A 17,982-nucleotide genomic window follows, 5' to 3' on the forward strand; every position below is an offset into this window, starting at 1 on the left:
CTGAACGTACTGCATGTCCGCAGCTCGATGCGCAGGTCCGGGGTTTCCCCCGCCCGTGGGGGGCGGGGGGCCGCCGGTCCGGGCGGGCGGGAGAAACCCGCCCGGTTCGAGCAGTCCGCCCCAGTCCGCACCCTCGGGGGCGCCGGGGAACGAGTCGCCGGCGCCGTCAGCGGCGGGCATACTCGCGGAAACCGCGGCCCGTCTTGCGGCCGAGGCAGCCCGCGGCCACCAGGTGCTCCAGCAGCGGGGCCGGGGCCAGGCCCGGGTCGCGGAACTCGCGGTGCAGCACCTTCTCGATGGCGAGCGAGACGTCCAGGCCGACGACGTCCAGCAGCTCGAAGGGGCCCATCGGGTACCCGCCGCCCAGCTTCATCGCCGCGTCGATGTCGTCCAGGGACGCGTAGTGCTCCTGGACCATCTTGACCGCGTTGTTCAGGTACGGGAACAGCAGCGCGTTCACGATGAACCCGGCCCGGTCGCCGCAGTCCACGGCGTGCTTCCTGATCTTCAGGCAGACCTCGCGGACGGTCGCGTGGACGTCGTCGGCCGTCAGGACGGTCCGGACGACCTCGACCAGCTTCATCGCCGGGGCCGGGTTGAAGAAGTGCATGCCGATCACGTCCTGCGGACGCGAGGTGGCGCGGGCGCAGGCGACCACGGGCAGCGAGGAGGTGGTGGTGGCCAGGACCGCGCCCGGCTTGCAGACCTTGTCCAGCGCCGCGAACAGCTGCTGCTTGACCTCCAGGTCCTCGGCGACCGCCTCGACGGCCAGGTCGACGTCGGCGAAGGCGTCGTAGGAGCCGGCCGGGGTGATCCGGTCCAGGGTCTGGGCGGCGGCCTCGGCGGTCAGCCGGCCCTTGTCGACGGAGCGGGAGAGCGACTTGCCGATCCGGGCCTTGGCCGTCTGCGCCTTCTCCGCGCTGCGGGCGGCGAGCACGACCTCGTACCCGGCCTTGGCGAACACCTCGGCGATGCCGGAGGCCATGGTGCCGGAGCCGGCCACACCGACGGAGCGGACCGTGCGGCCCGGGGCCGCTCCGCCGTCGGCGGCGGGGGTCAGGGCGTCCGTCACGACCGTGGCGCTGCCGGGAGCCTCGTAGGTGTAGAAGCCGCGCCCCGACTTGCGGCCGGTCAGGCCGGCCTCGCTGAGCTGCTTCAGGATCGGGGCGGGGGCGTGCAGCCGGTCGCGGGACTCGGTGTACATGGCCTCAAGGACCGTACGCGCGGTGTCGATGCCGATGAGGTCCAGCAGGGCGAGGGGGCCCATGGGCAGGCCGCAGCCGAGCCGCATCGCCGCGTCGATGTCCTCACGGGAGGCGTAGCGGGCCTCGTACATGGCGGCGGCCTGGTTGAGGTAGCCGAACAGGAGCCCGTCCGCGACGAACCCGGGGCGGTCGCCGACCGCGACGGGCTCCTTGCCCAGCTCGATCGCGAGGTCGGTGACCGCGGCGACGGCCTGCGGCGCGGTCAGCACCGAGGAGACGACCTCGACCAGCTTCATCGCCGGGGCCGGATTGAAGAAGTGCAGGCCGAGCACGCGCTCCGGGCGGGCCGAGTCGGCGGCGAGCCGGGTGACGGACAGGGCGTTGGTGCCCGTTGCGAGGATCGTCTCCGGGCGGACGATGCCGTCCAGTGCACGGAAGATCTGCTGCTTGATCTCGTACGACTCCGGGACGACCTCGATGACCAGGTCGGCGTCGGCCGCCGCGGCGAGGTCGGTGGAGGTGCGGACCCGGGCCAGGGCGTCGGCGCGCTCCTGCTCGGTCAGCCGGCCGCGCTCCACGGCGCGGGCGGTGGCGGCCTCCAGGGCGGCGAAAGAGCGCGCGGCCTGGGCCTCGCTGATGTCGATGCCGATCACCTCGCGGCCGGCCTTCGCGAGGACCTCGGTGATGCCGGTGCCCATGGTGCCGAGGCCGACGACGGCGATCGTCTTGAGCGGGGACAGAGGGGTGTCGGACAGGGGAGTGGCCATCGCGGGACTCCAGGAATGAGGGTGACGACTGGGAACGCGCCGGGTGCGCCCGAAGGCGCACGCGAAGCGGAAAGGGATGCGGGTGTTGCCGGGCTGCGAGCGCACACGCCCGGTGCTGTCGCCGCGGGCGTGCACACGCCCAGGAGCGGCTGATTCCGACCGGCCCTGTCCCGGAGCCGGGTCGTACTGCGGTACCGATGTACCGAACCGACCAACTCCCCACTGCCTCAAGAGCGTGGGGACGATCCCGACGACGGCTGCGTCACCAAACCGTCGTCAGTGGATACGCGAGTGGGTAACTCGCTCGTATGAGCTTAACCGGCGAGTAACGAGCGCGCCAGCCCTGAGCCGGACCGAGTTAGTGATGTAGCTCCCTCCGCGGGTGCCACCCGCCTACGCTGGTGCTCGTGGACGAAGAGTTGCGATCGCTCACGGAACGCGTTCGGCAGGAGTCGCGCGGCTCGGCGGCGTACGACCGGCTGGTGGCGACCGAGGACCACGACGAACTGGCGGAGGTGCTCACCGCGCCCGGACAGCCGCTGTGGGCCAGGGAACTGGCCGCGTTCCGGCTGGGCGTCGCCGGCGACCGGCGTGCCTTCGAGTCGCTGGTCCTGCTGCTCAATCACCGCGACCCGCCGCGCTGCGCCTCCGCCGCCCACGCCCTCGCCCGCCTCGGCGACCGGCGCACGGCCCGGGCGGCCGCCGCCCTCGCCACCAACGAACTGCGCGTCGCCTATGCCCTGCACCCGGTGCGGCTCCTGGCGGAACTGCGCGCCCCCGAGTCCGTGCCCGCGCTGATCATCACCCTGGAACGGCGGCTGCGCCCGCACGACCCGTACCGGCGCGTGGCCCTCGCCTGCGTGGAGGGCCTGGGCGCCCTCGGCGACAACCGCGCCCGCCGCGTGCTGAACGAGGCCCTCGCGCATCCGGCGCTCGCCGAGGCGGCTGTGCACGCCCTGGCCCGCATCCCGCAGCAGAAGCAGGGGTGGCGCCCGCTCAGCGATCCCTGACGTACCGCACCTCGGGCACGGCCACACCGTCCACGTCGAAGGGCTCCTCGGCGCCGTCCGGACGGAAACCGGCCCGCTCGTAGAAGCGGCGGGCGCGCGTGTTCTCCTTCAGGACCCACAGGAAGAGGCGCGGGTAGGGGGAGCACTGCTCGACCGACTCGGCCAGCAGCGCCCGGCCGACCCCGCTGCCGGCATGGGCGGGGTCGAGGTATATCGCGTACAACTCGGCGTCCCCGGTGCGCACTTCACCGTCCCGGTACGGCCCGTGCGCGGCCCAGCCGACGACCTCGCCGTCCCGCTCGGCGACCAGGTTCACCACGGCGCCGTTCCCCTGCGCGAACCAGGTCCGCCGCCGCTCGGCGTCCTGCGCCACGCTGAGCGCGTCGAGGTACGGCTGCGGCATCAGTCCCCGGTAGGCGTGCTGCCAGCCACGGATGCGGATCTCCGAGACACGGTCGCAGTCGGCGAGGGTCATCGGGCGGATGTGCGGGAGCGGGGTGTCCATGGCGGCACCCTAGAGAGCCGCTCCCGCGGGCGCCCGTCCTTATTCGCCCACGACCGCGATCGCCTCGACCTCCAGCAGGAACCGAGGGGCGACCAGCGCGGCCACCTGCACGGCGGAGGCCGCGGGAAGCCGGTCGTCGGGTATGTGTGCGGCACGGGCCGCGCGGATCGCCGGCAGGTGCGCCATGTCCGTGACGAAGTAGGTCAGTTTGACCACGTCCTGGAAGCCGGCCCCGGCGGCGGCCAGACAGCGCCTCAGATTCTCGAACACCTGCCGGGCCTGCGCGGCCGGATCGTCCTCGCCGACGAGCTTGCCGTCCTCGTCCAGGGCGAGCTGGCCGGAGACGGCGACGAATCGGCCGGTGGCCGTCACCACATGGCTGTACTGGGCCGCGGGGGCGACTCCGTCGGGGGTGGGGATCCGGGTCGGTTCGGTCATGGCTCCATGGTGGACCACGGGTCCGACAATGCCCCCGACGGGCCGGGAGGTTCGGCTACCGGCGGAACCCCAGCAGGCCGTGCAGGGTCGAGCCGCGGGACGCCGTGGATGCCGCCCTGGCGTTGAGCGGCTTGGGATCCGGGGACTTCGGGCACACCGCGTCGGCCACTCCGGTGCCCTGCGGGACCTTGCCGTCGGCCAGGTAGTCGGCCAGGTACTTGTCCAGGCAGGCGTTGCCGCTCAGAGTGATGCCGTGGTTGCCGCCGCCCTCCTCGACCACCAGGCCGGAGCGGGCCAGCAGGCGGTGGGCCGTCACCCCGCCGGGGTAGGGGGTCGCCGCGTCGTCGGTCGCCTGGAACAGCAGCGTCGGCGGCAGCTTGCCGTTGGCGATGTCCACCGGCTTAAGGGCGCCGGCCGGCCAGTACGCACAGGGTGCGTTGTACCAGGCGTTGTTCCAGGCCATGAAGGGTGCCTTCTCGTACACCTTCCAGGTGTCCGCCCGCCACTGGTCCCAGGAGCGCGGCCAGCCGGCGTCACGGCACTGCACCGCCGCATAGACGCTGTAGCCGTTGTCGCCCGATGCGTCCACGGCGGCGTGGTTCTCGTACGCCTCCACCAGCGGCTCGGGGTCCTTGTCGTGGACGTAGGCCGCGAAGGCCTCGGCGAGATAGGGCCAGTAGCCGTTGTAGTAGGCGCCGGGGATGAAGGTGTCCTCCAGCTCGGCGGCGCCGATCCTGCCGTCCGCCGGCTTCTTCGCCAGGGCCGCCCGCATCGCGTACCACTGGGCCTCGACCTTCGCGGGGTCCTTGCCGAGCTTGTACGTCGAGTCGTACTTGGCGATCCACGCCATCAGGGCACGGTGGCGGCCGTCGAAGGCGTAGTCCTGGCCGAGGTTGTCGTCGTACCAGACGCCCGTCGGGTCCACGATCGAGTCCAGCACCAGGCGGTGGACCCGCTCGGGGAAGAGCTTCGCGTAGACCGCGCCGAGGTAGGTGCCGTAGGAATAGCCGAAGTAGCTGATCTTCGGTGCACCCAGGGCCTGCCGGACAGAGTCCATGTCCCGGACCGCGTCGACGGTGTCGATGTACGGCAGCAGGCTCGCGTATTTGCGGCCGCAGGCGGCGGCGAAGGACTTCGCGCGCTCCACGTTCGCCTGCTCCACGGCGGTCGTCGCGGGCACGGTGTCGGGGCGCACCGACTTGAAGTGACGGGGTGAGCAGTCGAGGGCCGGCGTGCTCGCGCCGACCCCGCGCGGATCGAAGCCGATCACGTCGTACCGGGCCGCCACGCTCCGGGGGAGCGCGGACGCGACGAATCCGGCGAGCGACAGACCGCTGCCGCCGGGCCCGCCGGGGTTCACCAGCAATGGGCCCTGAGAGGTCGCCGCGGTGTGCGGGACGCGGGACACGGCGAGGGTGATCTTCTGGCCGGTCGGACGGGCGTGGTCCAGCGGCACTTCGAGGGACGCGCACTGGAGGGTCGGATAGTCGGGGGTGCCGCACTTCTTCCAGGCGAGCTTCGCCGGGGGAGCGGCGGTGGCCGCCGGTGCGGGAACGGCCGTGACCGAGCCCGCCACCACGGCGGCGGCTGCGCACAGCACGGCTGCGCGTGTTCTCATGGGTCCTCCCGGGACGGAGGGTGACGCGAACCGCGAGGGTCACGGCTCTCGCCGGATCGTCCCGGAGACAGGGCCCTGAAATACGTGTTCTGTCAATACTTGACCCGATTGGGTCGAGGGATGCCCTCCAACGAACTCAAATGAGGGTGAGTTGGGTCGGCTCGGCCCCGGCCGGAGGCTCGACGACCTCAGCGTCCTGGGCCGGCCGGATCCGCCGGGCCATGTCCGTGCGCGTGGGCCCGATGCCGTACTCCTGGGCCAGTTCGTGCACCTGACGGGTGATCCGGCGCTGGTACCACTTGGGCGCATAGGCGCCCTCCGCGTACAGCCGCTCGTAGCGGCGCACCAGGTGCGGGTGGTGCCGTTCGAGCCAGGCCGTGAACCACTCCCGGGCGCCCGGGCGCAGATGCAGCACCAGGGGCGTGACCGAGGTGGCCCCGGCCGCCGCGATCGCCCGTACGGTGTCCCGCAGTTGAGCCGGGTGATCGCTCAGGAACGGGAGGACCGGCGCCATCAGCACCCCGCAGCCGATCCCGTGCTCGCCCAGGGTGCGGACGACCTCCAGGCGCCGTTCGGGCGCCGGTGTGCCCGGCTCCACCGTGCGCCACAGCTCGGTGTCGGTGAAGCCCACGGAGACCGAGATGCCGACGTCCGTCACCTCGGCCGCCCGGGTCAGCAGGTCCAGATCGCGCAGGATCAGGGTGCCCTTGGTCAGGATCGAGAACGGGTTCGCGTGCTCGGTGAGGGCCGAGATGATCCCCGGCATCAGCCGGTAGCGGCCCTCGGCGCGCTGGTAGCAGTCGACGTTGGTGCCCATCGCCACGTGGTCGCCCTGCCAGCGGCGCGAGCCCAGCTGGCGGCGCAGCAGCTCGGGCGCGTTCACCTTCACCACGATCTGGGAGTCGAAGCCGAGGCCCGTGTCGAGGTCCAGATAGCTGTGCGTCTTGCGGGCGAAGCAGTACACGCATGCGTGCGTGCAGCCCCGGTAGGGGTTCACCGTCCATTCGAACGGCATGCGCGAAGCGCCCGGTACCCGGTTCAGGATCGAGCGGGCGCGCACCTCGTGAAAGGTGATGCCGCGGAACTCGGGTGTGTCGAAGGTACGGGTGATGACGGCGTCCGCGCCGAACAGCGCGGCATCGGCGGCCCGGCCGTGACCGCCGGACCCCTCGGACTCCACGGTGAGGTTCTCCCAGCGCATGACGCCTCCTCGGTAGCGCTCGCCACAGAATAGAACATACGTTCCCATGATCGTGCGACCCCGATTTGGGTGGCCGGGTGCCAGGGTGGTTGGCTTGCCCCAACCCCGAGCAATCAGGTCCTGGAGGAACGCAATGGCGCAGGTCGAGGCCACTACGGAGCGGGTCGTCACGGCGGACGCGGAGAAGGTGTTCGACGCCCTCGCCGACTATCGCGGCACGCGCGAGAAGCTGCTGCCCGAGCACTTCAGCGAGTACGAGGTGCGCGAGGGCGGCGACGGCGAGGGCACCCTCGTCCACTGGAAGCTCCAGGCCACCAGCAAGCGCGTGCGCGACTGCCTCCTGGAGGTCAGCGAGCCCACCGACGGCGAGCTGATCGAGAAGGACCGCAACTCCTCCATGGTCACCACATGGCGCGTCACCCCGGCCGGCGAGGGCAGCTCCCGCGTCGTCGTCACCACCACCTGGAAGGGCGCCGGCGGCATCGGCGGCTTCTTCGAGAAGACCTTCGCCCCCAAGGGCCTCGGCCGGATCTACGACGCGCTGCTCGCCAACCTCGCCCGCGAGGTCGAGGCGTAACCCCGCGCGGCCCCAAAGGCGAACCGGTGAAGGGGTGTTGCACCCCTCACCGGTTCGGGTGGACCTCCATCCCGTTCGGGATTGTGCCGTAACTCGCCGTACTTGTTCGCAGTTGTCGCCTTACGCGGGAAATGTGTGACAGGTGCGACGAGGGGAGCGGTACGTGGGCGGGACGACTCTGGTGCAGCACGATGCGGCCGTGACACCGGTTCCGGTGGAGACCGTCGCCGAACCGCCGCCACCCGCCCCGCCCGCCGGACTCGGCGCGCGCCGGGTGCGACTGGTCTTCGTCGGGCTGATGCTCGCGCTGCTCCTCGCGGCACTGGACCAGATGATCGTCGCGACCGCGCTGCCGAAGATCGTCGGTGAACTGCACGGTCTGGACAAGATGTCCTGGGCGATCACGGCCTATCTGCTGACCGCCACCATCGGCCTGCCGCTGTACGGCAAGGTGGGCGACCTCTTCGGCCGCAAGGGCGTCTTCCAGTTCGCGATCCTCGCCTTCGTCGTCGGCTCCGCGCTCGCCGGACGGGCGCAGAGCATGGACCAGCTGATCGCCTTCCGCGCCGTCCAGGGAGTCGGCGCGGGCGGGCTCATGATCGGCGTGCAGGCGATCATCGCCGACATCGTGCCGTCCCGGCAGCGCGGCCGCTACATGGGTCTGATCGGTGCCGTCTTCGGCCTGGCCTCCGTCGCCGGGCCCCTGCTCGGCGGTTACTTCACCGACCACCTGTCCTGGCGCTGGTGTTTCTACATCAACGTCCCCTTCGGCCTGGTCACCCTGGCCGTCGTCACGGTCGTCCTCAGACTCCCCAGGCCACGGGTCCGCGCCCGGCTCGACGTGCTCGGCGCGCTGCTGCTCGCCGCGGCCTCCACCTGCCTGGTGCTGCTGACCAGTTGGGGCGGCACCGAGTACGCCTGGGACTCCCGGGAGATCCTCGGGCTCGGCGCGGGTGCCCTCGCCGCAACCGCCCTCTTCCTCGTCGCCGAGCGCTTCGCCCCCGAACCCCTCATCCCGCTCAGGCTGTTCAGGGACCCCGTCTTCAACGTCACCGGCCTGGTCGGCCTGGTGATCGGCGTCGCCCTGTTCGGCGCGGCCAGCTATCTGCCGACCTTCCTGCAGATGGTCGACGGGGCCAGCGCCACCGAGTCCGGGCTGCTGATGCTGCCCATGATGGCCGGCATCGTCGGCGCCTCCATCATCGGCGGACAGCTCATCAGCCACACCGGCCGCTACAAGCTCTTCCCGCTCCTCGGCGGCGCCCTCGCCGCCGTCGGCATGTGGCTGCTGTCCCGCCTGGACGCCGGCACACCCCGGCTGCACTACAGCATCTGGATGGCGGTCCTCGGCGCCGGCATCGGCCTGGTGATGCCCGTTCTCGTCCTCGCTGTGCAGAACTCCGTGCGCCCGGCCGACCTCGGCACCGCCACCAGCGCCAACACCTACTTCCGGCAGATCGGCGGCAGCGTCGGCGCCGCCGTCTTCGGAACCCTCTTCGCGGGCCGGCTCACCGATGCCCTGCGCAGCGAACTGTCCCCGAGCGCGGGCGCCCGGCTGCCCGATCCCGAATCCCTCACCCCGCAGCTCGTCCACGCGCTGCCGCCGGCCCTGCGCGACGCCTACATCCGCGCCTACGCCGACGCGATGCCCCGGATCTTCCTCTACCTCGTCCCGGTGCTCGTCCTCGGCCTGCTCATCGCCTTCTTCCTCAAGGAGAAACCGCTGGTGTCCCACAACGCCACCGAGACGGAACCCGCCACCGTGAACGCCCCCATCCCGCAGGCCCGCCCCGAGCCTTCGGCCGGGGGGACCCCCATCCCGCTTCGCTCGCCGCACACCGCCGGCATCCCGGTGTGCGGCACGGTGCAGCACCCCGACGGGACCGTCGTGCCCCGCGCGGCGCTCACCCTCATCGACGTCGCCGGACAGCAGATCGGGCGGGGCGCGAGCGGCGAGGACGGGCGGTACGCGCTCGCCACCCCCGGCTCCGGCTCGTACGTGCTGATCGCCGCCGCGGGCGGCCACCAGCCGCAGGCCGTCTCCGTCACCGTCGGCGAGCGGCCCGTCGAACTCGACGTCGTCCTCGGCGGCGCCGGACGCCTCGCCGGCGGTGTGCTCACCGCCGACGGCAGCGCCGTCCGGGACGCCATCGTCACCCTCACCAACGTGCACGGCGAGGTCGTCGCCACCACCCGCAGCGGGCGCGAGGGCGGCTACGTCATCACCGAACTGGTCGCCGGCGAGTACACCCTCGCCGCCAGCGCCCCCGCGTTCCGCCCCACGGCGCTCCCGGTCACCGTCCAGGCCGCCCGCGAGACCCGGCAGGACATCGAACTCGCGGGCGGCGCGGTTCTGAAGGGCACCGTCCGGGCGGGCGGCGGCCGCCCCGTGCAGGACGCGCGCGTGACGCTCCTCGACGCCGCAGGCAATGTCGTCGACACCCTCACCACCGGAGCAGACGGAACGTTCCGGTTCGTGGATCTGTCCTCCGGCGAGTACACCGTGATCGCCGCAGGTTACCCGCCGGTCGCCACGGTCCTCCAGGTCGCGGGCGGTGGCCGCACCGAACGGGACCTCCAACTGGGCCACGAGGACTGAGGGGAGCGCCCGCGGGGCGCCGAGCTGCGCGCCGGTGCGATGCGGTGAAACCAATTCCAGGATTGCCACACATCGCGACCGGCCGCAGCCGTACCGTAGTGGCGGGCGGCACAGATCGTTTGCGAACAGCCGTGGGGAGAGAGGGCCTGGGCCATGGACCGTGGCAGCGAGCGGGACACACCTCCCGGCCGCGGTGCCGGTGACGCCGCGGCGGGCCGGATCCCGCTGGCCGTGGTGGTCGTCGACCGCGACGGTCTGGTGTCCCACTGGAGCAGCGGCGCGCGCCGCCTGTTCGGCGTGGACAGGCAGGACGCGGTCGGGCATCCCGTCGTGGACCTGCTGCCGGTCTCGGGCGCACTCTCCGACGATCCCCAGGATCCCGACGGCGACGCCCTGACCGACGCCTACGACGGGCTCGGCCCCGACCTGGAGGCCTCCCTCGGCGGCCGCACCGCCTACCCGACCGCCGGCCGTGCCCGCCTCTTTCCGCACCCGGACGAGCAGTCCGGCGCCGAGTTGGACGACGAGACGCGGATCGACGTGCTGTGGTGGGCCTACCCGCTGGTCGGCCCGGAACCCTCCCGGCTGCTGGTGCTCGCCGCCGACGCCACCCGGCTGCGGGAGGAGCGCGGCTACGACGACGAGACCGCCGAACGCATCTCACCCGGTTTCGCCCGCCACACCGAACTGCCCGCCTCCGACGAACTGGCCCGCCGGCTTCCCGAGGTCCTGCCCAACATGGGCCCGGGGCCCAGCGGCCGGATCGTCTCCCAGATCCTCGAACTCGGCTATCCCGTCCTGGAGTTCAGTCAGTACGACCGGGTGCCCGTCACCCCGTACTGGGGCGTGCCGCGCCGCCCCGGCCGCGGCCGCACCGAAGCCGTCGTGCCGCAGCAGCGCACGGCGCCCGTGATCCCCACCGGCGCCGAGCACGACCTCGAGTACGCCGCCGTGCGCGAGCGGCTGGAGTTCCTCAACGAGGTCAGCTCCGGCATCGGCTCCTCGCTCGACCTCGGCGAGACCATCCGCGAGGTCACCAGCGCCGCCGTGCCCCGCTTCGCGGACTTCGCCGGCACCCATCTGCGCTCCGCCGTCCTGGCGGGCGAAGGGTTCCCCGACGGCCCGCCGGACGCGAGCACCCTGATGCACCGCGTCTGGGTCGAGCACAACGACGAACCGGGACGCTGGGACGACACCGTGCCCGTCGGCGAGGCCTTCGCCTTTCCCGAGCACACCCCGTTCTTCCAGTGCATGGTCACGGGCGAGCCGGTCCTCATCCCCAGGATCAGCGAGGAGTTGGGCAACCGCATCTCCAGCGAGTTCGAGAAGCGCGACCTCAGGCCGCTGATCAACGGCCGCTCCCTGCTGATCGTCCCGCTCAAGGCGCGCAACGTCGTTCTCGGCTTCATGGTGCTGATGCGCCGCCCTGACCGCGCGGCCTTCGACGACATGGACCGCACCACCGGCGCCGAACTCGCCGCCCGTGCCGGGCTCGTGCTCGACAACGCCCGCATGTACACCTACCAGGAGAACGTCGCCGACACCCTGCAGGACAGCATGCTGCCGCAGGTGGCCCCGCGGATGGCCGGCTGCGACGTGGCGACCCGCTATCTGCCGGGCACCCGGCTCGGCCGGATCGGCGGCGACTGGTTCGACACCATCAAGCTGCCCGGCTCGCGCACCGCCCTCGTGGTCGGCGACGTCATGGGCCACGGCCTCAACTCGGCCGCCATGATGGGCCAGTTGCGTACGGCCGTGCAGACGATGGCCACGCTGGAGACCCCGCCGGCCCAACTGCTGCGCAACCTGGACGACCTGGCCCGCCGGCTCGGCGAGAACTACCTCGCCACCTGCCTGTACACGGTCTACGACCCCATCGGCGGCGAATTGCACCTCGCCAACGCCGGACACATCCCGCCGGTCCTGGTGCGCGCCGAGGACGGCCGCAGCGAACTGCTCGACCTGCCGACCGGTGCGCCCATAGGGGTCGGCGGTGTCCCGTTCGAGTCCGTCGTCGTGCGCGTCTCGCCCGGCGACCGGCTGGTGCTGTGCACCGACGGACTGGTCGAGGTGCGCGGCTCCGACATCGGCGAGGGTCTCGCCGCGCTCTGCGAGTCCGCCGCCCACCCCGCGGCCTCCATGGACGCCGCCTGCGACACCATCATCCGGGCCCTCAACACCCGCGGCGGCCGCAAGGACGACGTCGCCCTGCTCATGGCCCGGCTCAACGGCATCCCCGACGACCATGTCGCCGCGTGGCATCTCGACGCCGACCCGCGTGAGGTGGCGCGGGCCCGCCGCCTGGTCCGGGAGCGGCTGCTGGAGTGGGGCCTGCCGCACGCGGTGGAGACGGCTCAGCTGCTGGTCAGCGAGGTCGTCACCAACGCCGTCCGGCACGGCACGGGCGGTCCCGTCGGACTGCGGGTGGTCCGCACCGACGCCCTCCTGTTCGAGGTCACGGACGACGAACCGGCTCTGCCGGCCATGCTCGGCGCCGGACCGTCCGACGAGTCGGGCCGCGGTCTGCGCGTGGTCAGCCGCCTGGCCCGCGAGTGGGGCGCCAGCGCGAGCGGGCACCACAAGACCGTCTGGTTCGAACAGGCCATCACCGGAAGACGCTGAACAGGGGGCGCGTGACCCACCTGCGCGCCCTCGACGGGTGACCGGGGTCCACACATCCAGTGAACGTGACCTCCCGCCCCTTGCCCCGCGCGCGGCCCTCGCGATATTCCGATCACGGAACCGACCGTGGGGAGAGCGCGATGAACGTATCGGACAACTACCGCAACGCGTGGGAGAGTTACTGGCGGGAAACCTCCGACGAGGCGGGCGAGGCGATCTGGGACTCCGCTCCCTCCCTCACCGCCGAACCGCACAGCGAGCTTTTCCTGCCGTTCGCGGACACGGCACGCGCCATCGTCGACCTCGGCTGCGGCAACGGCACCCAGACCCGCTACCTCGCCACCCGGTTCGCCCGCGCCGTCGGCGTCGACCTCTCGCACGCCGCCGTCGAGCACGCCCGCCGCGCCGCGGACGGTCACCCCGTCGAGTTCCAGCAGCTCGATCTGACCGACACCGGCGCCGTACGGTCCCTGCACGAGCGGCTCGGCGACAGCCACGTCTACATGCGGGCCGTCATCCACCAGAGCGAACCGGACGCACGCGCCGCGGTGGCCGCCGCGGTCGCCAAGATCATCGGCACCGAGGGGCGGGCGTTCGTGGTCGAACTCACCTCCGGCTCACGGGACGTCCTCAAACACGCGGCGACCCAGCCCGACGGCCCGGGGCCCAAGCTCCAGCGGGTCTTCCACCACGGCCTCAAGCCCGCCGACGCCGACGACGAGGAGATCCCGCGGCTGCTCGGCGAGGCCGGTCTTGAGGTGCTCGCCGACGGCGAGACCGCCCTGCCGCAGACCGAGCACCTCGCGGACGGCACCCGCATCGACCTTCCGGCACGCTGGTTCGTACTGGCCGGCAAGTAGGCGCCTCCGGACACCGGATCGCCGTGCGGCGCGGGGCGGGCGGGCGCAGTGGCCGCCCTCCCGCGCGGCGCGCGGTCCGCCGGGCCGGATCCCCCCGTGACGGTGGCCGGAGTCCAAGGGTCCACCCGTGACGTAGTCGTGTTCATCCAGTGAAGATCCGTCCTATAGCATTCCCCTCGCTTATTCACACGAAGGTGTAGAGGGGGGCCCTCAGCCGTGACCGTCCGTACGGCGGAAGTACGCAGCCGAGGGCGGCGGCGTGCTCCGCGCTCCGGGCGCCAGCAGGCCCCCCAGGGGCTGCTGCCCACGCCGCCCGACGAACGGGAGAAGTACAGCTACGTCAAGCGCCACACCTGGGTGCTGACGTCAAGCTCCCTCCTCGGTTTCGTCTGTGTGCTGCTCAGCCAGGTCGACACCGCCCGGCACGGCGCATGGATCTGGGTGTTCGCGCCCTCTCTGCTGCTGGCCGTCGTCGGCTTCCTCATATCCATGCGGCTGGAGGCGTTCGCCCCCAGCTTCGACCTCAGGGCCCACCGCCGCCTGGTCCGCCGCTGGCAGCCGCAGCACTTCCCGAGCGTCGACGTCTTCCTGCCGGTCTGCGGCGAGCCGATCGAGGTGCTGCACAACACCTGGCGCCATGTGCGGATCCTGGCCGACACCTACCCCGGTGAGGTCGACGTCCTGGTGCTGGACGACGGGGACAGCGCGGAGGCGGCCGCCATGGCCGCCGACTTCGGCTTCCGCCACCTGGTCCGGCCCAACCGGGGCTGGTTCAAGAAGGCCGGCAACCTCCGCCACGGCTTCGAGAACTCCTCCGGCGAGGCGGTCCTCATTCTGGACGCCGACTTCGTGCCGCGCGCCGACCTGCTGCACGAGCTGATGCCCTACCTGGACGCCGACCCGCGCTGCGCCATCGTCCAGTCCCCGCAGTTCTTCCGGGTCCTGGACCAGCAGAACTGGATCGAGCGGGGCGGCGGCGCCGTCCAGGAGCTGTTCTACCGCTCGGTGCAGGTCTCCCGGCAGCGCAGCGACGGCTCGATCTGCGTCGGTTCCTGCGCGGTCTACCGGCGCGCCGCCCTGGACGAGATCGGCGGCACCAGCCTCATCGAGCACTCCGAGGACATGCACACCGGCTTCGACCTGCGCGCCCGCGGCTGGGACCTGCGCTATGTACCGCTCGCGCTGTCCACCGGGATGTGCCCGGACACCGTCGGCGCCTACTACAACCAGCAGTACCGCTGGTGCATGGCCTCGATGAGCATGCTCGGCAGCCTGCGCGACTTCTGGCAGGTGCGCATGCGCTTCGCCAGCCGTCTCTGCTACATCTCCGGCTTCATCTACTACATCGAAACGGCCCTGCTCACCTTCGTCACCCCGCTCATCGCGCTGACCCTGCTGGTGCGCTATCCCGACCAGCTGCAGGCCACCAACTACTGGATGGTCCTGCCCAGCGTGCTGTACCTGACCGTGGTCTACCCCCTGTGGCACCGCAACCCCTACCGGCTGGAGGCCTGGGCGACACGGGTGATGTACGGATGGGCGCACGTCTTCGCCATCTGGGACGTGGTACGCCGCCGCCCCATGGGCTGGCAGCCCACCGGATCCAGCGGCGCGAAGAAGAACAAGACCCGCCGCTTCTGGGGTGGGATGTGGCTGTGGAGCGCCCCCACCGCCGTACTGTGGCCGGCCCTCTCCGTGTGGCGGATGAACGGCGCTCACCCGGAGAACTTCGCGCTGATGCTGGCATCCGGCCTGTTCTACGCGGTGGCCGTCACCCGTGTGCTGATCCAGCCGAGGGAGGTGACCGAGTGAAGGCGACCGCCCTCGCCCGGCTGCTGGCCGCCCTGTTCACCGCGATCGTCTGCCTGGCGGGCTGCGCCGACTCCGGCCCGGCGCCCATCGGTGCCGGTGGCGACGGGGCCCAGCCGGCCGCGACGCTGCCCGGCGGCGGCACGACGTACGCGCCCGCGCAGCCCTACGACGTCACCCCGCTCCTGCACCCGAGGAACAAGTACTTCGGCGCCACTTTCGACGGCGTCCCCAAGGACCTCGGTCCCGTCCAGCGCTACGCCTCCCAGGTCGGGCGCACCCCGACGATGCTGGAGTACTACCTCGGCTGGGGCGACGAACCGCAGGCCGACCAGACCCGGGCCGTGTGGGAGAACGGCCAGCTGCCGTACATCGCCTGGGAACCGCACAAGGCCACGCTCGCCCAGATCGCCGACGGCAGCCAGGACGCCTACATCGTCAGCACGGCCCGGACGCTGCGCGCTCTGAACGTGCCCGTCGCGATGAGCCTGGCCCACGAGATGAACGGCGCCTGGTACCCGTGGGGCACCAAGGACGCGACCGCCGCGCAGTTCGTCAGGGCCTGGCGCCATGTGCACGACGTCTTCCAGGACGAGGGCGTCTCCACGGTCATCTGGGTCTGGAGCCCGAACGTCATCAATCCGGTGCCCCAGGTGGCCCTGAGGCCCTACTACCCGGGCGACGGCTACGTCGACTGGGTCGGCGTCGTCGGCTACTACGCGCGCACCGGCGCCCAGGACTTCCAGAGCCTCTTCGGGCCCACCTTCCGGCAGATCAGGACCTTCACCGAGCGCCCCTTCCTGCTGGCCGAGACGGGGTCCCAGCCCAATGTGCGCAAGAGCGCGCAGATCACCGAACTGCTGAAGACCGTCGCCGGCCGCAGCGACATCGTGGGCTTCATCTGGTTCGACCTGAACAAGGAGACGGACTGGCGGGTCGACAGCAGTCCCGAGACGCTCGCCGCGTTCCGCGCGGCAGCCAAGAACCACCGCTACGACCTCGACTTCGCCGCCCTGAAGTAGACAGACAGAAGCCACGATGACCCACACGGAGCCGTTCCGGCCGGTGCACGAAGAGACCCTGCAACTGCGGGTCCTGCCGCCGCCACCGGCGGAGGCCGACCCCGGCTTCTCCTTCGTCGAGCAGCCGCTGCCCGGCTGGACGCTGCCGCCGCCCGCCCGGATGGGCTGGGCCGCCGACACCGGGCGGCGCCGCCGCGCGGTCGGCCTCGCGCTGCTCGCCGTGATCCTGCTCGTCCAGGCCGCGCTGTCGCTGCGGCTGGCCAACTCCGCCTTCGAGGACGAAGCGCTCTACGTCTACGCCGGACACGTGGAGATCGGCCACCTCTTCTACGGAGCCCCCGACTACGGCGGCTTCGACACCTACTTCTCCGGCGCGCCCGTCCTGTACCCCGTGCTGGCGGCCGCCGTGGACTCCGTCCTCGGCCTCGAAGGGGTCCGCGCGCTCAGCCTGCTGTTCATGCTGACGGCCACGGCCTGTCTGTACGGGCTGACCCGGCGGCTGTTCAACGAGCGCGCGGGGCTGTGCGCCGGCGCGCTGTTCGCCGTCTCGATGCCGACGCTCTTCCTCGGTCATTTCGCCACCTACGACGCCATGGCCGTCTGTCTGCTGGCCCTGACCGCGTGGCTCCTGGTGGTGATCGCACCGCGGCACTGGATCCTGGCCACGCCCGTCGGGCTGGTCGCCGCACTCGCGGTCGCCGTGAAGTACGCCTCCGCGCTGTTCCTGCCCACCCTGGTGCTGCTGTACGTGCTGGCCGCGTACCGGCATCACCATGTGCGCCGTGCCCTGCTGCGCGGCACGGTCTTCTCCGTGGCCACCGTCGCCGCGCTGGTCGGCGGCCTTGCCGCCAGCGGCTATCTGACGGCGATCCAGAGCACCACCACGGCACGCGCCCACGGGGACACGCCCGCCTGGCAGATCCTGCACGACACCAGCCGCTGGGCGGGGCTGCTGGTCGCCGTCGCCCTGGTCGGCACGGTCACCTACGCCCGCACCGCCCGGCTGAGCGAGATCCCCGGGTGGCGGCGGGCCGTCCCGGGCCGGCGCTGGCGCACCTGCCTGGGCGTGCTGCTCACCGGTACCGCGCTGCTCGCGCCCGCCTACCAGATCCATCTGCAGACCGAGACGTCCCTGCAGAAGCACATCGGCTTCGGGCTGTTCTTCGCCGCGCCCATGGCGGGCGTCGGGGTGACCCGGCTGATGGGCGCCCACTTCAAGTTCCCGCAGTGGGGCATCGCCATCGGGGTCGTCGCGCTCACCCTCGGCCTGAGCCAGTCCGCCGCCTACTTCGGCAGCTGGCCGGACACTCGCTATCTGATCCCGCAGCTGGCCTACACGGCGCGTCCGGGGCAGCACTGGCTGGGCGATCCGAAGGAGGGCCCGGTGTACTACCTCAGCCGCGAGCGCCGCAGCTCCTATCAGGACTGGGTGTCCTTCTTCTTCATCGACTACAAGACCCACGACGGCCGCCGTCTGTCGGGCATCCCCGGCTATCGCGCGGCCGTCCGCGACGGCTACTTCGACGGCGTGGTCCTGGACTACTCCGGCGGCCTGCCCGCGGTCGAGGAGGCGGTGCGCCAGGAGATGCGCACCAGCGGACGCTACCGCCTGACCGGTTCGCTGCCGTACCGCACGTCCACGGGCGGCGGGCACTTCGAGATCTGGGTCAGGCAGAGCGACGGCCGGCCCTGACGCCGCGGAGCAGCCCCGTCGTAGCCTGCCCCGGCCAGGACGCGTAACGTGCCCAG

13 protein-coding genes are annotated in these 17,982 nt (G+C 71.7%); 8 read left to right on the top strand and 5 right to left on the bottom strand.

The window, feature by feature from the left end; genetic code table 11:
* Nucleotides 1-166 precede the first annotated feature (166 nt).
* On the bottom strand, nucleotides 167-1,972 hold the full coding sequence (locus ACIRU3_RS28970) for a 3-hydroxyacyl-CoA dehydrogenase family protein (RefSeq protein ID WP_404062080.1): 1,806 nt from the start codon (nucleotides 1,970-1,972) through the stop codon (nucleotides 167-169).
* A 407-nt stretch (nucleotides 1,973-2,379) separates the two neighbouring features.
* On the opposite strand from ACIRU3_RS28970, the gene ACIRU3_RS28975 reads away from it, so the two are divergent.
* Nucleotides 2,380-2,982, top strand: coding sequence for an adenylosuccinate lyase (locus ACIRU3_RS28975; protein ID WP_404062082.1), 603 nt, complete (start codon nucleotides 2,380-2,382; stop codon nucleotides 2,980-2,982).
* Here ACIRU3_RS28975 and ACIRU3_RS28980 read toward each other — a convergent pair.
* The 4 genes from ACIRU3_RS28980 to ACIRU3_RS28995 all read right to left on the bottom strand — a co-directional run bounded on the left by ACIRU3_RS28980 (nucleotide 2,969) and on the right by ACIRU3_RS28995 (nucleotide 6,744).
* Nucleotides 2,969-3,487, bottom strand: a complete 519-nt coding sequence (locus ACIRU3_RS28980; RefSeq protein WP_404062085.1) for a GNAT family N-acetyltransferase — start codon at nucleotides 3,485-3,487, stop codon at nucleotides 2,969-2,971. The two genes, ACIRU3_RS28975 and ACIRU3_RS28980, sit on opposite strands and share 14 nt — an antisense overlap.
* A 39-nt stretch (nucleotides 3,488-3,526) precedes the next feature.
* On the bottom strand, nucleotides 3,527-3,925 hold the full coding sequence (locus ACIRU3_RS28985; RefSeq protein WP_404062087.1) for a RidA family protein: 399 nt from the start codon (nucleotides 3,923-3,925) through the stop codon (nucleotides 3,527-3,529).
* Between the two features lie 55 nt (nucleotides 3,926-3,980).
* Nucleotides 3,981-5,543 (bottom strand): alpha/beta hydrolase, encoded by a 1,563-nt coding sequence (locus ACIRU3_RS28990; protein ID WP_404062091.1) that lies wholly within the window; start codon nucleotides 5,541-5,543, stop codon nucleotides 3,981-3,983.
* Nucleotides 5,544-5,679: 136 nt separating this feature from the next.
* Nucleotides 5,680-6,744 (bottom strand): Rv2578c family radical SAM protein, encoded by a 1,065-nt coding sequence (locus ACIRU3_RS28995; RefSeq protein WP_404062094.1) that lies wholly within the window; start codon nucleotides 6,742-6,744, stop codon nucleotides 5,680-5,682.
* Nucleotides 6,745-6,877: 133 nt separating this feature from the next.
* Here ACIRU3_RS28995 and ACIRU3_RS29000 point away from each other — a divergent pair, with 133 nt between their 5' ends.
* From ACIRU3_RS29000 to ACIRU3_RS29030, 7 genes are all read left to right on the top strand, one after another.
* Nucleotides 6,878-7,321, top strand: a complete 444-nt coding sequence (locus tag ACIRU3_RS29000) for an SRPBCC family protein (RefSeq protein ID WP_404062097.1) — start codon at nucleotides 6,878-6,880, stop codon at nucleotides 7,319-7,321.
* 163 nt (nucleotides 7,322-7,484) lie between these two features.
* Nucleotides 7,485-9,920, top strand: a complete 2,436-nt coding sequence (locus tag ACIRU3_RS29005) for an MFS transporter (RefSeq protein ID WP_404062100.1) — start codon at nucleotides 7,485-7,487, stop codon at nucleotides 9,918-9,920.
* Between the two features lie 153 nt (nucleotides 9,921-10,073).
* Nucleotides 10,074-12,542: a SpoIIE family protein phosphatase gene (locus ACIRU3_RS29010; protein ID WP_404062102.1), complete on the top strand. Its 2,469-nt coding sequence runs from the start codon at nucleotides 10,074-10,076 to the stop codon at nucleotides 12,540-12,542.
* A gap of 140 nt (nucleotides 12,543-12,682) precedes the next feature.
* Nucleotides 12,683-13,402, top strand: a complete 720-nt coding sequence (locus tag ACIRU3_RS29015) for a class I SAM-dependent methyltransferase (RefSeq protein WP_404062105.1) — start codon at nucleotides 12,683-12,685, stop codon at nucleotides 13,400-13,402.
* Nucleotides 13,403-13,618: 216 nt separating this feature from the next.
* On the top strand, nucleotides 13,619-15,214 hold the full coding sequence (locus ACIRU3_RS29020) for a glycosyltransferase family 2 protein (RefSeq protein ID WP_404062108.1): 1,596 nt from the start codon (nucleotides 13,619-13,621) through the stop codon (nucleotides 15,212-15,214).
* Nucleotides 15,211-16,233 (top strand): glycoside hydrolase family 26 protein, encoded by a 1,023-nt coding sequence (locus ACIRU3_RS29025; RefSeq protein WP_404062110.1) that lies wholly within the window; start codon nucleotides 15,211-15,213, stop codon nucleotides 16,231-16,233. The genes ACIRU3_RS29020 and ACIRU3_RS29025 overlap by 4 nt, the downstream gene beginning before the upstream one ends.
* Before the next feature lie 16 nt (nucleotides 16,234-16,249).
* Nucleotides 16,250-17,926, top strand: a complete 1,677-nt coding sequence (locus tag ACIRU3_RS29030) for an ArnT family glycosyltransferase (RefSeq protein ID WP_404062113.1) — start codon at nucleotides 16,250-16,252, stop codon at nucleotides 17,924-17,926.
* The last annotated feature ends 56 nt before the right edge of the window (nucleotides 17,927-17,982 follow it).

Origin of the sequence: Streptomyces sp. NPDC101151, from assembly GCF_044768335.1 — a bacterium.
In the GTDB taxonomy this organism is placed as follows: Bacteria; Actinomycetota; Actinomycetes; order Streptomycetales; family Streptomycetaceae; genus Streptomyces.

What these genes read in the sequence shown, in the direction of transcription:
- ACIRU3_RS28970 (WP_404062080.1), bottom strand. Translation starts at nt 1,972, where the DNA reads ATGGCCACTCCCCTGTCCGACACCCCTCTGTCCCCGCTCAAGACGATC.
- ACIRU3_RS28980 (WP_404062085.1), bottom strand. Translation starts at nt 3,487, where the DNA reads ATGGACACCCCGCTCCCGCACATCCGCCCGATGACCCTCGCCGACTGC.
- ACIRU3_RS28985 (WP_404062087.1), bottom strand. Translation starts at nt 3,925, where the DNA reads ATGACCGAACCGACCCGGATCCCCACCCCCGACGGAGTCGCCCCCGCG.
- ACIRU3_RS28990 (WP_404062091.1), bottom strand. Translation starts at nt 5,543, where the DNA reads ATGAGAACACGCGCAGCCGTGCTGTGCGCAGCCGCCGCCGTGGTGGCG.
- ACIRU3_RS28995 (WP_404062094.1), bottom strand. Translation starts at nt 6,744, where the DNA reads ATGCGCTGGGAGAACCTCACCGTGGAGTCCGAGGGGTCCGGCGGTCAC.
- ACIRU3_RS29000 (WP_404062097.1), top strand. Translation starts at nt 6,878, where the DNA reads ATGGCGCAGGTCGAGGCCACTACGGAGCGGGTCGTCACGGCGGACGCG.
- ACIRU3_RS29010 (WP_404062102.1), top strand. Translation starts at nt 10,074, where the DNA reads ATGGACCGTGGCAGCGAGCGGGACACACCTCCCGGCCGCGGTGCCGGT.
- ACIRU3_RS29015 (WP_404062105.1), top strand. Translation starts at nt 12,683, where the DNA reads ATGAACGTATCGGACAACTACCGCAACGCGTGGGAGAGTTACTGGCGG.
- ACIRU3_RS29030 (WP_404062113.1), top strand. Translation starts at nt 16,250, where the DNA reads ATGACCCACACGGAGCCGTTCCGGCCGGTGCACGAAGAGACCCTGCAA.